At 71.3% G+C, this 15,128-nt stretch carries 15 protein-coding genes and 1 rRNA gene; 15 read left to right on the forward strand and 1 reads right to left on the reverse strand.

The features are described 5' to 3' along the window. Positions 1–78 precede the first annotated feature (78 nt). The 4 genes from AC07FN_RS11100 (at position 79) to AC07FN_RS11115 (ending at position 3,434) form a co-directional block, all read left to right on the forward strand. The gene (locus AC07FN_RS11100) at positions 79–1,596 is read left to right on the forward strand and encodes a PucR family transcriptional regulator (protein WP_478395480.1); all 1,518 of its coding nucleotides are present in this window, start codon (positions 79–81) and stop codon (positions 1,594–1,596) included. A gap of 102 nt (positions 1,597–1,698) precedes the next feature. Then, entirely contained in the window at positions 1,699–2,952 is a 1,254-nt protein-coding gene (locus AC07FN_RS11105; protein WP_478395481.1) for an NAD(P)/FAD-dependent oxidoreductase, read from the forward strand. Next, positions 2,949–3,095 carry a hypothetical protein gene (locus AC07FN_RS11110; protein ID WP_478395482.1) on the forward strand — a complete coding sequence of 49 codons (147 nt, stop codon included), beginning with the start codon at positions 2,949–2,951 and terminating at the stop codon, positions 3,093–3,095. Before AC07FN_RS11105 ends, AC07FN_RS11110 begins: the two co-directional genes overlap by 4 nt. Before the next feature lie 69 nt (positions 3,096–3,164). Next, positions 3,165–3,434: a hypothetical protein gene (locus AC07FN_RS11115; RefSeq protein ID WP_478395483.1), complete on the forward strand. Its 270-nt coding sequence runs from the start codon at positions 3,165–3,167 to the stop codon at positions 3,432–3,434. 271 nt (positions 3,435–3,705) lie between these two features. Here AC07FN_RS11115 and AC07FN_RS11120 read toward each other — a convergent pair whose 3' ends face one another. Then, entirely contained in the window at positions 3,706–4,299 is a 594-nt protein-coding gene (locus tag AC07FN_RS11120; RefSeq protein WP_478395484.1) for a GNAT family N-acetyltransferase, read from the reverse strand. A 352-nt stretch (positions 4,300–4,651) separates the two neighbouring features. Here AC07FN_RS11120 and argC point away from each other — a divergent pair, with 352 nt between their 5' ends. The 11 genes from argC to AC07FN_RS11175 all read left to right on the forward strand — a co-directional run. Then, positions 4,652–5,680, forward strand: a complete 1,029-nt coding sequence (argC, locus tag AC07FN_RS11125) for an N-acetyl-gamma-glutamyl-phosphate reductase (RefSeq protein ID WP_478395485.1) — start codon at positions 4,652–4,654, stop codon at positions 5,678–5,680. Beyond that, positions 5,677–6,081 carry an ACT domain-containing protein gene (locus AC07FN_RS11130; protein ID WP_478395486.1) on the forward strand — a complete coding sequence of 135 codons (405 nt, stop codon included), beginning with the start codon at positions 5,677–5,679 and terminating at the stop codon, positions 6,079–6,081. The genes argC and AC07FN_RS11130 overlap by 4 nt, the downstream gene beginning before the upstream one ends. Continuing rightward, positions 6,078–7,238 (forward strand): bifunctional glutamate N-acetyltransferase/amino-acid acetyltransferase ArgJ, encoded by a 1,161-nt coding sequence (argJ, locus tag AC07FN_RS11135; protein ID WP_478395487.1) that lies wholly within the window; start codon positions 6,078–6,080, stop codon positions 7,236–7,238. Before AC07FN_RS11130 ends, argJ begins: the two co-directional genes overlap by 4 nt. After that, a complete protein-coding gene (gene argB, locus AC07FN_RS11140) occupies positions 7,235–8,149 on the forward strand; it encodes an acetylglutamate kinase (RefSeq protein ID WP_478395488.1) in 915 nt (304 codons plus the stop codon). Before argJ ends, argB begins: the two co-directional genes overlap by 4 nt. 79 nt (positions 8,150–8,228) lie before the next feature. Next, positions 8,229–9,419, forward strand: coding sequence for an acetylornithine transaminase (locus AC07FN_RS11145; RefSeq protein ID WP_478395489.1), 1,191 nt, complete (start codon positions 8,229–8,231; stop codon positions 9,417–9,419). Beyond that, positions 9,419–10,345, forward strand: coding sequence for an ornithine carbamoyltransferase (argF, locus tag AC07FN_RS11150; RefSeq protein ID WP_478395490.1), 927 nt, complete (start codon positions 9,419–9,421; stop codon positions 10,343–10,345). Before AC07FN_RS11145 ends, argF begins: the two co-directional genes overlap by 1 nt. Next, on the forward strand, positions 10,342–10,899 hold the full coding sequence (locus AC07FN_RS11155) for an arginine repressor (RefSeq protein ID WP_478395491.1): 558 nt from the start codon (positions 10,342–10,344) through the stop codon (positions 10,897–10,899). Before argF ends, AC07FN_RS11155 begins: the two co-directional genes overlap by 4 nt. Then, positions 10,896–12,317 carry an argininosuccinate lyase gene (gene argH, locus AC07FN_RS11160; RefSeq protein WP_478392049.1) on the forward strand — a complete coding sequence of 474 codons (1,422 nt, stop codon included), beginning with the start codon at positions 10,896–10,898 and terminating at the stop codon, positions 12,315–12,317. The genes AC07FN_RS11155 and argH overlap by 4 nt, the downstream gene beginning before the upstream one ends. A 34-nt stretch (positions 12,318–12,351) precedes the next feature. After that, complete coding sequence (locus AC07FN_RS11165; RefSeq protein ID WP_478395492.1) at positions 12,352–12,975, forward strand: DNA-3-methyladenine glycosylase; 624 nt, start codon at positions 12,352–12,354, stop codon at positions 12,973–12,975. A gap of 33 nt (positions 12,976–13,008) precedes the next feature. Beyond that, positions 13,009–14,283: a tyrosine--tRNA ligase gene (gene tyrS, locus AC07FN_RS11170; RefSeq protein ID WP_478395493.1), complete on the forward strand. Its 1,275-nt coding sequence runs from the start codon at positions 13,009–13,011 to the stop codon at positions 14,281–14,283. Between the two features lie 592 nt (positions 14,284–14,875). Beyond that, a 16S ribosomal RNA gene (locus AC07FN_RS11175) occupies positions 14,876–15,128 on the forward strand; the annotation flags it as partial.

The raw sequence follows: 15,128 nt of genomic DNA on the forward strand, positions 1-15,128 counted from the left end.
CTGTTCAGCCGCAATTTCCATTGAAATCGAAGATTCGATTTCAATGGAAATTGCGGCCTCGTCATCCGAGGAGCGGCCGTGGTCAAGCTGGACCGGTTGATCAACGTCCTGGGCGGCCTCGGGGCCCGGCTGGGCAACGCCCCACGATCCAGGTCCACGGAGCTGCGGTCGGTGGCGCTGCACGACCCGGCCGATCCCGCCCCAGGAGGTGAGGACGTCCTGCTCGCCGTCGGCGTCGACGCCGACGGCGCAGCTGATCTGCTCTCGAGCACCCGCGCAGAAGTGGTCGTGCTGCGCTGCACCGAACTCGGCGAGCGGGCGCTCTCGGCGGCCCGCGACCGGCACGTGACGGTGGTCCTCGTCGATCCGGCCGTGTCGTGGGGGCAGCTGGCGGCCGTGATCTACGGGCTGGTGCTGGAGGGCCGCGAGACCGAGGCGGGCCGGGGCCCGACGGACCTGTTCGCGCTGGCCGACGCGCTCGCGGACTCGGTCGGCGGCCCGGTGACGATCGAGGACCACCGCTCCGGCGTGCTCGCGTACTCCAGCCGGCAGCACAGCGCCGACCGGGCCCGGCTGGCCACGATCCTGGGGCGGCGGGTGCCCGCGGAGATCCGTCGGGAGCTGACCGAGCGCGGCGTGTTCCGGCACCTGGAAACCTCCGACGAACCGATCTTCGTGGCGCCGCTCGGGCCGGAATCCCTGCACGGCAGGGCGGTCGTGGCGGTCCGCGCGGGCAAGGAGCTGCTGGGCTCGATCTGGGTGGTGACGGAGCACGCGCTCACGGCCGCGCACCAGGCCGCGCTGGTCAGCGGCGCGCGCACCGCGGCGCTGCACCTGCTCCGCGCCCGGGCCAGCGCGGATCTGGAGCGGCAGGTCGAATCCGATCTGGTCACCGGGCTGCTGGAGGGGCACGAGGACCCCGCCGCGGCGTTGAGCCGCCTCGGCCTGCGCAGCACGAGGTACCGCGTGGTGGCGGTGCAGGTGCACACCGGTGGCGCGCCGGAGGCCGCGCCGCTGCTCGCCTTCGAGCGGGCGACGACCGGTTTCGGCTGGTCGCGGCCCGGGCGCAGCGCGCTGTTCGCGAACACCGTCTACACGATCCTGCCGCACGAGGACGCCGAGCCGGCGTGCGAGTGGGCGCGGGCCCTGGTGCGGGAACTCGCCGGCGAGGCGACGGTCCTCGTCGGGGTGGGCGGCCCGGCCGAGCCCGCGCAGCTGGTGGACAGCAGGCAAGAAGCGGACGAGAGCCTGGCGATCCACGCGACGCGGGCGGACCGGGTCGCGGCCGTGGTCTACGACGAAGCGTGGCACGAGATCCTGCTGCGGCGGCTGCGGCACGTCGCGTCGACGGGGCGGGTGCCGGATCGAGGCCCCGTCGTCGAGCTCCGCCGCCACGACCGGGAGCACGGCACGAGCTACGTCGAGACGTTGCGGGCGTGGCTGGAATGTCAGGGCGACCTGGGGGCCGCGGCGGCGCGGCTGGAGGTCCACCCCAACACCGTCCGGTACCGGATGCGGAAGATGGCCGAGCTGACGCCGCTGGACCTGGACGACCCCGACGCCAGGCTGGCGATGATCATCGCGCTCGCCGTGTAGTCGGTTCCGGCCAATCGGGGCGTCGCGATTTGTGCGATTCCGACACTGGCGCGGCGCCGCCGCCGGGGCAGGCTCCACCTCAAGACGTTTCGAGGAGGAAGCATGCGCGAGGACGGGATCGACGGGGTTCCGCGCCGGGCCGTGGTGATCGGCGCGGGTGTGGTCGGCTTGTCGACCGCTTGGTTCTTGCAGGAGCACGGCGTCGAGGTCACGGTGCTCGACCGCGAGGACGTCGCGGCCGGTGCGTCCTGGGGCAACGCCGGTTACCTCTCGCCGGGGTTCTCGATCCCGCTGCCGGAGCCGAGCGTGCTGCGCTACGGGTTGCGGTCGCTGTTCGACCGGGACGCGCCGCTTTACGTGCCGGCCTCGGTGGATCCCGGGCTGTGGTCCTTCCTCACCGGTTTCGCCCGGCGGTGCACGCCCTGGGCCTGGCAGCGGTCGATGCGCGCGTTCGTCCCGATGAACGCCGAGTGCCTGGACGCCTTCGATGCGCTGACCGCGGGCGGCGTGTCCGCGCCGACGGTGCCCGCGCCGATCACGGCGGCGTTCGAGAAGCCCGAGCAGGTCGCCGAGCTGCGGCACGAGTTCGAGCAGATCCGCCGCTGCGGCCAGGACGTCGAGGTCCGCGAACTGTCCACTTCGGACGTCGATGTGCCGCAGCTGTCGTCGCGCATCGCGGCGGTGCTGCGGGTGGAGGGGCAGCGCTTCGTGGACCCCGGCGAGTTCACCCGGAGCCTGGCGAAGTCGGTGGTGGAGCGCGGCGGCAAGCTGCGCACCGGGTTCCGGGTGCGCGAGGTGCTGCGCGGCTCCGCTCAGGTCACCGTCAAGTCGGAGCAGGACGAGCGCGTGTCGGCCGAGGCGGTCGTGCTGGCCACGGGCGCGTGGCTGAGCCGGCTGGCGAAGCCGCTGGGCGTCCGCACCGCGGTGCGGGCCGGCCGCGGCTACTCGTTCACGGTGCCGACCGAGCAGCCCGTGCCGGGCCCGATCTACCTGCCCGCGGCGCGCGTGGCGTGCACGCCGTACCAGGGCGGCCTCCGGGTGGCGGGGACGATGGAGTTCCGCCCGGCGGACGATCCGCTGGACCGCGGCCGCATCGAAGCGATCGTGCGCTCAGCGCGCCCGCTGCTGAAGGGCGTCGCCTGGAACGAACGCCGCGACGAGTGGGTCGGCGGCCGCCCGGTGACGCCGGACGGCCTGCCGCTGATCGGCTCGACGAAGATGCCCGGCGCCTACGTCGCGGGAGGCCACGGCATGTGGGGCCTGACCCTGGGCCCGCTCACCGGGCGCCTGCTGGCGGAGCAGATCACCACCGGAAAGCGCCCGGCGCTCCTGCGGCCGTTCGACCCGCTGCGATGAGCACGGACCTGACGACGGCGGAACGAGCGGAACTCGACCGCCTCCGCCGCGAGAACCAGCTGCTGAGAGTGGAGAAGGAGATGCTCCTGCGCATCGCCACGGAATACGCCCTGGAGCGGCGCAGCCGAGCCGAAACCAGTTGACGCACGCGGTAAGAGTGGATCTTCCCCGAACCGCCACTCGGTAGATCGACTTCCTGGCAGTATGTCCGGGTGGCCGGAGCAGGGGGTGCGCGAAGCCTGCAGGAGATCCTGCGGCAACGGCAGGACAGCGAGTTCGTTGGCCGCAGCCTGCAGTGCAGCGTCTTCCGCGCGCACGACCCGACGGCGATGGCGGTCGCGCGGTTCCTGAACTGGGTACCCGACCAGCAGCGCCGCGAGGACGCCGTGCTGGCGCGGCGGCGTGAGACGTCGACGCCGGGACCGCGCAGTCCTGGTTCGGCATGTTCGCCGAAGCCGCGCGGGATTCGGCGGCGTCGATAGTCGTCACGTTCGTGCGCGACGTGCAGCGTTTCGTGCGCCCCAACGGGGAACTGGATCAACGGCCTGCGGAAGTACCTCATCGGCAGGCTGGAACAGGACAGCACCGGGCGGGCGGCGAGTACCAGGGCGCGAACCTGGGTTGCTGCCGATGCCGGGGCAGCCACCTCGGGTGGTGGCGCCTGGTCGTTCGGCGAGCAGGAACGCCGGGGCTCCCACTACCAGGGAAAGCAGGACCCTTTCGGCACGGACCTGTCGGAGTCGGCGCCACCGGTCATCGGGGAGTGAGGGTGCGGGCGGTGAATTCGGTGGCGGTGATGCCCATCAGCACGAGGCACTGGGCTCCGCCGCACAGGAATTCCGGGTCGCGCAGGCGGCCTTCCTCGCGGAAGCCGAGTTTGCCGTGCAGCGCGAGGGAAGCGGCGTTGCCGTCGTAGATCCCGACCTCGCACTTGCGGTAGCGCAGCCGCCCGAACATGAACGCGAGCAGCGCGGTGATCGCGTCGTCGGCGTAGCCGCGGCGGCGGTGCTGCGGGCCGATCCCGATGCCGTAGCCGAACCGGCCGGAACCGGGCTCGGCCTGGCTGGCGGACAAGGAGCCGACCAGCGTCCGGTCCAGCAGCGTCTCGATGGCCAGCTGGATGTCGTCGCCGGAGTCGGCGTGGTGCGCCCGGTGCGCTCCCCAGTGCCGGTAGCCGTCGAACTTCGGGTAGTGGGTGTCGGACGATTCCCGGTCGAACCGCATCAGCGCGCGCCGGTCGGCCGGCTCGACGCGCCGCAACCGCACCCGCTGCCCGACCGGGCCCGACGTCGTGATCGACGTCGAACGGCGGGCACCCGTGCCGGGGCGGGGTGGGGTCATCGTCATCGGCAACGATGATGCCCGGAGAGCCGCGCCGAAGTCGAAGCGGGGGTGCCCCGGCTGCTGGCCGCGCACCGGTGCGACTTCTGGGACGGCTTCGGGAGATGACGGATCAGCGCGGGGTCGTCCAGGATGATCAGTTTGTCCCGCCTTTGCCGGAGCCGGCGGGCTCCCGCGGCTCGTGAGCGCTTCGGGCTGCTATGGCGACTCGAACCACTCACGAGCCCTGCGGCCGCCGCGCGGTGGGAGGATTGGGGTGAACGGCCCGTTCCCCTCGTCTAGCTGGGTGAATGTGGCGTTCGCCGCGCAGCCGAACGCTCGTTTGATTAATGTTGCATGGGAGTGCATAATCATCCGCATGACGGTTCGAGTGGCAGTTGCCGGGGCTAGCGGCTACGCGGGCGGGGAACTGCTCCGCCTGCTGCTGTCGCACCCCGAGGTGGAGATCGGCGCGTTGACCGCGGGCGGCAACGCCGGGACCAGGCTCGGGCAGCACCACCCGAACCTGCTGCCGCTGGCGGACCGCATCCTCGCCGACACCGCGGCCGCCGAGCTCGCCGGCCACGACGTCGTCTTCCTCGCCCTCCCGCACGGCCATTCCGCGGCCATCGCGGCCGAACTCGGCGACGACGCGATCGTCATCGACTGCGGCGCCGACCACCGGCTCAACGACCCCACCGACTGGGCCCGCTGGTACGGCGGCGAACACCCCGGCACCTGGCCCTACGGCATCCCCGAGCTCCCCGGCGCCCGCGACCGGCTCCGCGGCTCCCGCCGCGTCGCCGTCCCCGGCTGCTTCCCGACGGTGTCCTCGCTGGCGCTCGTCCCCGCGCTCGCCGCCGGGCTCGTCGAGCCGGACGCCGTCGTCGTCGCGGTCACCGGCACCTCCGGTGCCGGCCGCGCGCTCAAGCCGCACCTGCTCTCCGCCGAGGTGATGGGCTCCGCCAGCGTCTACGGCGTGGGCGGCGCGCACCGGCACACGCCGGAGCTGATCCAGAACCTCAGCGCCGTGGCCGGGGAGCCGGTGAAGGTGTCGTTCACGCCGGTCCTCGCGCCGATGTCGCGCGGCATCCTCGCCACCTGCTCCGCCCCGCTGCGCGAGGGCGTCGACGCGGACGCGGCGCGCAAGGCCTACCTCGACGCCTACGGCGACGAGCCGTTCGTGCACGTGCTGCCCGAAGGCCACTGGCCGCAGACGTCCGCGACGCTCGGCGCGAACACCGTGCACCTGCAGCTGGCGGTGGATCCGGACGCCGGGCGACTGATCATCGTCGGCGCCGAGGACAACCTCACCAAGGGCACCGCCGGCGGCGCCGTGCAGTGCATGAACCTCGCGGTCGGGCTGCCGGAGACCACCGGGCTGCCGCTGGTCGGAGTGGCGCCATGAGCAGGCTGAAGCTCCGGCTGCACGCCGAGCAGCTGGCCGTCGGCATGGTCTCCGCGCACGTCAACCTGGCGCTGACCGGCGGCACCGCGCCGATCCACGGCAGCCTGACCACCGGCGCGGGCCGCACCATCATCTTCCCGTACTCGCTGGCCGCCGAGTCCGGCCCGGACGTCCGGGTGGAGGGGCCGTTCCGGGCGCTGGAGATCGACGGCCCGCTGGACTTCGCGCTGACCGGCGTGCTCGCGGCGTTGCTGGCGCCGCTGGCCGACGCCGAGATCAGCGTCTTCACCCTGTCCACATTCGACACCGACTGGATCCTGGTCCCGGCCGACGCGGCCGTGCGGGCCGCCGAGGTGCTGACCTCCGCTGGGCACACCGTGGATATCGAGGAGAGCCAATGAGCGTGACCGGACCTGCCGGTTTCCGGGCGGCGGGGATCGCCGCCGGGATCAAGGCCGCGGGCGCGCGCGATGTCGCGCTGGTCGTCAACGACGGGCCGCGACAGGCCGCGGCCGGGGTGTTCACCACCAACAAGGTCAAGGCAGCGCCGGTGCTCTGGTCGCAGCAGGTGCTGACGGAGCGCAAGCTCCGCGCGGTGGTGCTCAACTCCGGCTGCGCCAACGCGTGCACCGGCCCGGAGGGCTTCCAGGACACCCACGCCACCGCCGAGAAGGTCGCCGACGTGCTCGGCGTCGGCGCCATCGAGATCGCGGTGTGCTCCACCGGCCTGATCGGCGAGCGGCTGCCGATGGACGCGCTGCTGTCCGGTGTGGACACCGCGGCGAAGGCGCTGGACGCCACCGACCAGGCCGGGCTCGACGCGGCCACCGCGGTGCTCACCACCGACAGCAAGCCGAAGCAGGCCTTCGGGAAGCACGACGCGGGCTGGTCGGTCGGCGGTTTCGCCAAGGGCGCCGGGATGCTCGCGCCGAACCTGGCCACCATGCTCAGCGTCATCACCACCGACGCGGTGATCGCGGGCGACGACCTGGACGAGGCGCTGCGCGCGGCCACCGGGGTCACCTTCGACCGGCTCGACGTCGACGGCGGCACCTCCACCAACGACACCGTCCTCGTCCTGGCCTCCGGCGCCTCCGGCGTCGAACCGTCCAAAGAGGACTTCACCGAGCTGCTCACCACCGTCTGCACGGACCTGGTCCGCCAGCTGCAGGACGACGCCGAAGGCGCCACCAAGACCATCGACATCACCGTGCGCGGCGCGGTCAGCGAGGCCGACGCGGTCGCCATCGGGCGCACCATCGCCGAGGACAACCTGGTCAAGACCGCGATGTTCGGCTCGGACCCGAACTGGGGCCGGATCGCGATGGCGCTCGGCCGGGTCGACGCCGAGATCGACGTGGCCAAGCTGGAGATCGCCACCAACGGCGTCACGCTCTACGCGAACGGCACCAACGCCCGCGACCGCAGCGAGGCCGACCTGTCCGGGCGCGCCATCGAGATCGTCGTGGACCTGCACCTCGGCGAGCACGCGGCGACCATCCTGACCACCGACCTGTCCCACGCTTACGTCGAAGAGAACAGCGCGTACTCGTCATGACCCAGCAAGAAGCCGGCGACCGGCTGGCCACCGCGGCCGAGAAGGCCAGCGTCCTCGTCGAAGCCCTCCCGTGGCTGCAGCGCTTCCACGGCGCGACCGTCGTGATCAAGTACGGCGGCAACGCGATGATCGACGACGAGCTCAAGCGCGCCTTCGCGCACGACATGGTGTTCCTGCGGCTCGCCGGACTGCACCCGGTGGTGGTGCACGGCGGCGGCCCGCAGATCACCGCGATGCTCGACCGGCTCGGCATGGAAGGCAAGTTCCGCGGCGGCCTGCGGGTGACCTCCCCGGAGACCATGGACGTGGTGCGCATGGTGCTGGTCGGCCAGGTCGGGCGCGAGCTGGTCGGGCTGATCAACCAGCACGGGCCGTACGCGGTCGGCATGTCCGGCGAGGACGCCCGGCTGTTCACCGCGGAGCGCCGCACCGCGACGGTCGACGGCGAAGCCGTGGACGTCGGCCTCGTCGGCGACGTGGTGTCGGTCAACGCCGACGCGGTGCTCGACCTGATCAAGGCCGGCCGCATCCCGGTCGTCTCGACCGTCGCCCCCGACGCCGACGGCGTGGTCCACAACGTCAACGCCGACACCGCCGCCGGGGCCCTGGCGGTCGCGCTAGGCGCCGAGAAGCTCGTGGTGCTCACCGACGTCGAAGGCCTCTACACCAACTGGCCGGACCGCGGCTCGCTCGTGTCGCGCCTGGACGCCGACCAGTTGGCGGAACTGCTGCCGAGCCTGTCCAGCGGCATGGTCCCGAAGATGGAGGCCTGCCTGCGCGCGGTGCGCGGCGGGGTGCCGCGGGCGCACGTCATCGACGGCCGCCTCGCGCACTCGGTCCTGCTGGAGGTGTTCACCAGCGCCGGAGTCGGCACGATGGTACTGCCGGCGCACGTGGGGGAGGGCGCGTGAGCAACACTCGCTTCCCTTCTGCTCATGCGGTCCGACCGGGTGCGGGTGTCCCGCAAAACACCGAGGAAGGCGAGAACTCATGACCACCAACGCCGCCGGAGCGCAGCGCTGGCAAGCGTCCATGATGGACAACTACGGCACCCCGAAGCTGACCCTCGTCAGCGGTTCGGGCGCCGAGGTGACCGACGCCGACGGCAAGACCTACGTGGACTTCCTCAGCGGCATCGCGGTCAACGCGCTCGGCCACGCGCACCCCGCCGTGGTGCAGGCCGTCTCCGAGCAGATCGGCAAGCTCGGCCACGTCTCCAACCTCTACGTGCACGAGCGGGGCCTCAAGCTCGCCGAACGGCTGCTGGACCTCGCTGGCGCGGCCGGCCAGGGCCGGGTGCTGTTCTGCAACTCCGGCGCCGAGGCCAACGAGGCCGCGTTCAAGATCGCGCGGCTGACCGGCCGCGCCAAGCTGGTCGCCGCGCACGGCGGCTTCCACGGCCGCACCATGGGCGCCCTCGCGCTCACCGGCCAGCCCGCCAAGCAGCAGCCCTTCGAGCCGATGCCGCCCGGCGTGGTGCACGTGCCCTACGGCGACGTGGCCGCGCTGGAGTCCGAAGTGGACGACAACACCGCGGCGGTGTTCCTGGAGCCGATCCAGGGCGAGAACGGCGTGATCGTGCCACCCGAGGGATACCTCCAGGCGGCCCGGGAGATCGCCACCCGCAACGGCGCGCTGCTGGTCCTCGACGAGGTGCAGACCGGCATCGGCCGCACCGGCTCGTGGTTCGCCTTCCAGCGCGCCGGTGTCGTGCCCGACGTGATCACCCTGGCCAAGGGCCTCGGCGGCGGCCTGCCGATCGGCGCCTGCATCGGCATCGGCGCGGCCGGCGACCTGCTGCACCCCGGCCAGCACGGCACCACCTTCGGCGGCAATCCGGTGGTCTGCGCCGCCGCGCAGGCGGTGCTGGACACCATCGCCGCCGACGGGCTGCTCGAACACGTCGAACAGGTCGGCAAGGAACTGGTCACCGGCCTGCAGCAGCTCGACCACCCGCTGATCGGCGAGGTGCGCGGCGCGGGCCTGCTCATCGGCGTCGGCCTCACCGAACCGGTGTCGGCCAAGATCGCCGCCGCCGCGCTGGACGCCGGATTCCTGATCAACCCCATCCAGCCCGACGCGATCCGGCTGGCCCCACCGCTGATCGTGCGGCCCGACCAGGTGCGGCGGCTGCTCGCCGCCCTGCCCGCGCTGCTCGACGCTGCCAAGGAGAACCACTGATGCCCCGGCACTTCCTCCGCGACGACGACCTCACGCCCGCCGAGCAAGCCGAGGTCCTCGACCTCGCCGACCAGCTCAAGGCCGACCCGCACGGCTCCGACGCGCTGGCCGGGCCCAAGTCGATCGCGGTGCTCTTCGAGAAGAACTCCACCCGCACCCGGCTGTCCTTCGAGGTCGGCATCGCCCAGCTCGGCGGCCAGCCGATCGTCGTGGACGGCCGGATGATGCAGCTCGGCCGCGAGGAGACCATCGAGGACACCTCCCGGGTGCTGTCCCGCTACGTCCACGCCGTGGTGTGGCGGACCTTCGCGCAGGCCCGCATCGACGCGATGGCCTCGGTGTCCCGGGTGCCGGTGATCAACGCGCTCACCGACGAGTTCCACCCCTGCCAGGTGCTCGCCGACCTGCAGACCGTCCGGGAACGGCACGGCAAGCTCGCCGGCCTCACCCTGACCTACCTCGGCGACGGCGCCAACAACATGGCGCACTCGCTGATGGTCGGCGGCGTCACCGCGGGCATGCACGTCCGCATCGGCGCGCCGGCGGGCTTCCGCCCGCTGGACTGGGTGCTGGACGCGGCCCGGAAGCGCGCCGCCGAGACCGGCGGCTCCGTCGAGCTGTTCAACACCCCGAACGGCGCGGTCGAAGGCGCGGACGTGCTGGTCACCGACTCCTGGACGTCGATGGGCCAGGAGAACGACGGCAAGGACCGGGTCAGCCCGTTCCGGCCGTTCCAGGTCAACGCCGAACTGCTGGCCGCCACCGGCAAGACCGACACCAGCGTGCTGCACTGCCTGCCCGCGCACCGCGGCATGGAGATCACCGACGAGGTGATCGACGGCCCGGCCAGCGCGGTGTTCGACGAAGCCGAGAACCGCCTGCACGCGCAGAAGGCGCTGCTGGCGTGGCTGGTGCGACAGCCATGACGACCCGCGTCGCGCGGCAGGCCCGCATCATCGAACTGGTCGCGTCGATGGGTATCCGCAGCCAGACCGAGCTGGCGAAGCTGCTCGCAGGCGACGGCATCGAGGTCACCCAGGCGACGCTGTCGCGGGACCTCGACGAACTCGGCGCGGTCAAGCTGCGGGGTGCCGACGGCGGGGCGGCGGTCTACGTCATCCCCGAGGACGGCAGCCCGGTCCGCGGCGTGCAGGGCGGCACGTCGCGGCTGAGCCGGCTGCTCGGCGAGCTGCTCGTCGGCGCCGACGGCGCGGGCAACCTGACCGTCCTGCGCACCCCGCCGGGCGCGGCGCAGTTCCTGGCCAGCGCCATAGACCGAGCGGCGCTGCCGGAGGTGGTGGGCTCCATCGCGGGCGACGACACGGTGATGATCGTCGCCCGCGAGCCCCTCACCGGGCACCAGCTGGCCGCCCGGTTCACCGACATGGCCGCGCGCGAAGGGCAATCCGAAGCGGACGCCGGAACGCCGCGGTCCACAATGGATGACGACGACCCACACCAGACCGGGGGAACACCGTGACGCAGCAAGGCAGCGAGCCGACCAAGCTCTGGGGCGGCCGGTTCGCCTCCGGCCCGGCCGAAGCGATGGCCGCGCTGAGCCTGTCGACCCACTTCGACTGGCGACTGGCGCCCTACGACATCGCCGGGTCACGCGCCCACGCCCGCGTGCTGCACCGCGCCGGGCTGCTCACCGCCGACGAACTCGAGCGGATGCTCGCGGGCCTGGACGTCCTGGCCGCGGACGTCGAGGCGGGGACCTTCACGCCGGTGATCGACGACGAGGACGTGCACACCGCCCTCGAACGCGGCCTGCTGGAACGCGTCGGGCCGGAACTCGGCGGCAAGCTGCGCGCCGGGCGCTCCCGCAACGACCAGGTCGCCACGCTGTTCCGGATGTGGCTGCGCGACGCCAACCGCCGCGTCGTCGCGGGCGTCCTCGACATCGTCGACGCCCTTGTCGCCCAGGCCGCCGAGCACCCCGACGCGGTGCTGCCCGGCCGCACCCACCTGCAGCACGCGCAGCCGGTGCTGCTGGCGCACCACCTCCTCGCGCACTGCCAGGCGCTGCTGCGCGACGTCCAGCGCTTCCGCGACTGGGACGCCCGCACCGCGTACTCGCCGTACGGCTCGGGCGCCCTTGCGGGCTCCTCGCTCGGGCTCGACCCGCAGGCCGTCGCCGCCGAGCTCGGCTTCGCCGGCGCCGTCGACAATTCCATCGACGGCACCGCCTCGCGCGACTTCGCCGCCGAGGCGGCGTTCTGCCTCGCGATGCTCGGCGTGAACCTCTCGCGCATCGCCGAAGAGGTGATCATCTGGAACACCGCCGAGTTCGGCTACGTGACGCTCGACGACGCCTGGGCGACCGGCAGCTCGATCATGCCGCAGAAGAAGAACCCGGACGTCGCCGAGCTGGCCCGAGGCAAGTCCGGGCGGCTCATCGGCAACCTCGGCGGCCTGCTGGCCACGCTGAAGGCCCAGCCGCTGGCCTACAACCGGGACCTGCAGGAGGACAAGGAGCCGGTCTTCGACTCCGTCGAGCAGCTGGAGCTGCTGCTGCCCGCGATGGCGGGCATGCTCGGCACCCTGACCTTCCACACCGGGCGGCTCGCTGAGCTGGCGCCCGCCGGCTTCACCCTCGCCACCGACATCGCGGAGTGGCTGGTGCGCCAGGGCGTCCCGTTCCGGGTCGCGCACGAGGCGTCGGGGGAGTGCGTGCGCACCGCCGAGGCCCGCGGCGTCGGGCTGGAGGACCTGACCGACGAGGAACTCGCCGCGGCCAACCCCGCGCTCACCCCGCAGGTGCGCGAGGTGCTGACCGTCGAGGGCTCCATCGCCTCCCGCGACGCGCACGGCGGCACCGCCCCGAACCGGGTGGCCGAGCAGCGCGAACGCGTCGCCGACAACGTGCGGCAACATCGCGAGTGGCTGTCTAAGTGATCACGGTTTGGGCACGACCGGTAGTGTCTTGCCTGTGAGTCAGGTGACGCGCGACGAACTTGCCCTCGATCCACTGTGGGTGGCCCGCCGCCTGCTCGGCTGCGAGCTGCGGTCGACCGGGCCGCAGGGCGAGGTCGGCGTGCGCCTGGTCGAGGTGGAGGCCTACCGCGGCCTGGACGACCCCGCGTCGCACTGCTACCGCGGGCGGACCGAGCGCAACGCCGTGATGTTCGGTCCGGCCGGTCACCTGTACGTGTACTTCGTGTACGGGATGCACTTCTGCATCAACGTCGTGTGCCTGACCGACGGTGTCCCCGGCGCGGTACTGCTGCGCGCCGGGGAGATCATCACGGGCGCCGAGCTCGCCCGCTCCCGCCGCCCGGCGGTCCGCAAGGACACCCAGCTCGCCAGCGGGCCCGCCCGGCTGGCCGGGGTCCTCGGCATCACCCGTGAGCACAACGGCGTCGACCTCACCGACCCGGAGTCATCCGTCCGGCTGTACAACGGCACCCCGGTCGGCGAGGACGACATCCGCAGCGGACCCCGGGTCGGCGTCGCCGCGGCGATGGACCTGCCCTGGCGGACCTGGGTGGACGGCTCGTCGGCGGTCAGCTCGTACCGGCGCGGCGGCCGCCGCCGCATCCAGGCCCGGACGTAAACCAGGTTGCTCGCATGAGCGAGACTTGGACGCGTGAGTGAGAACATCCTTGACGAGCTGACCTGGCGCGGCCTGATCGCGCAATCCACCGACCTCGACTCGCTGCGACGGGAACTCGACCAGGGGCCGCTCACCCTCTATGCCGGTTTCGACCCGACCGGCCCCAGCCTGCACGCCGGGCACCTGATCCCGATCCTGACGCTGCGCCGCTTCCAGCAGGCCGGGCACCGGCCGGTGGTCCTGGCCGGCGGCGCCACGGGCCTGATCGGCGATCCGCGCGACGTCGGCGAGCGCAACCTGCACGACGAGAACACCGTGCTGGAGTGGACCGACAAGATCCGCGCCCAGCTGTCCGCGTTCGTCGACTTCGACGACTCGCCGACCGGCGCGATCATGGAGAACAACGCGCACTGGACCGCGGACCTGCCGGTCACGGCGTTCCTGCGGGACATCGGGAAGCACTTCTCGGTGAACACGATGCTTGCGCGGGAGACCGTCAAGCGGCGGCTGGAAACCGACGGCATGTCCTACACCGAGTTCAGCTACATGTTGTTGCAGGCCAACGACTTCGTGCAGCTGTACCGGAAGTACGGCACCCGGCTCCAGCTCGGCGGCTCGGACCAGTGGGGCAACATCATCGCCGGTGTCGACCTGGTCCGGAAGCAGGAGTCGGCCGCCGCGCACGCGCTGACCCTGCCGCTGGTCACCGACTCGGAGGGCCGCAAGTTCGGCAAGTCCACCGGCGGCGGCAACGTCTGGCTGGATGCGACGATGACCACGCCGTACGCCTGGTACCAGTACTTCGTCAACGCGGCCGACGCCGACGTCGCGAAGTACCTGCGGCTGTTCACCTTCATCGACCGCGAGGAGATCGACGAGCTGGAGCGGAGCACGGTGGAGCGGCCCCAGCTGCGGGCCGGCCAGCGCAAGCTCGCCGAGGAGCTGACCACGCTGGTGCACGGCGCGGATCAGACCCGCAAGGTCGTCGCGGCCAGCCAGGCGCTGTTCGGAAAGGGCGAGATCGCCGAGCTCGACGAGGCGACCCTGGACGCGGCGATGGCGGCGGTGCCGACGGCGGAAGCCCGGCTCGCCGACGCCCCGACGATCGTGGACCTGCTCGTCGAAACCGGTCTCGCCACCGGGAAGGGCGCGGCGCGGCGCACCATCAAGGAGGGTGGCGCGTACGTCAACAACGGCAAGATCGCCGATGAGGAGTGGTCGCCGAACAAGGACGACCTGCTGCACGGCCGCTGGCTGGTAATCCGCCGTGGCAAGCGTCACACTGCGGGCGTTCGGGTCGTGCACTAGCCTGGAATCAGCACCGGAAAGGGGCGCTGAGCTGCATGTTCGGGCTCCGCCGGTGCTGATTCGAGCCGATTTGACTCGGCGCTGAACTACGCGTAAATTGTTTCAAGTCAGCGCGGAACGGGCCGATGAAAAACGGACCGGGCACTGACGCGGGGTCGCGAACCAAGCTCCTTCCTCAGGGTGGTAGAGTGGGCGTCCCGATCAGGAAATCGAAATTCAGCGACCGGACCTGGCTGTCCGTGCGACGAGGTTGCGGTTTCCGACCAGATCTTTGATGAAAAAGTGCTTGGCTGCGGCCGGGCGGAATAGCGAGCCGAAATACGGCGATCCGATGGGGTGACCCCCCGGGAAAGCCGAAAAAAGGGTCTGCTACTCTGGTCGACAGCAAAAGCGAGAAAGAAAACGCTACCCGGAGCTGCGGTCCCGATGAGGGGTCGGGGTGATGGTGTGGGTGTGTTCTTTGAGAACTCAACAGCGGACTGTTTTGGTTAGTGTTCTTTTATGCCCCCGACCATTTCGGTGGTTGGTGGTTTCTTTGAGTATGACGCTCGCCCTGTGGGGTTTGAGTGTCTGCTGGGATTGTTCAACAGCATTGTTGGAGAGTTTGATCCTGGCTCAGGACGAACGCTGGCGGCGTGCTTAACACATGCAAGTCGAACGCTGAAGCACTTTCGGGTGTGGATGAGTGGCGAACGGGTGAGTAACACGTGGGTAATCTGCCCTGCACTCTGGGATAAGCCTTGGAAACGGGGTCTAATACCGGATACGACACTGGATCGCATGGTCTGGTGTGGAAAGTTCCGGCGGTGCAGGATGAACCCGCGGCCTATCAGCTTGTTGGTGGG

It is taken from the genome of Saccharopolyspora sp. NPDC045941 (assembly GCF_056431445.1).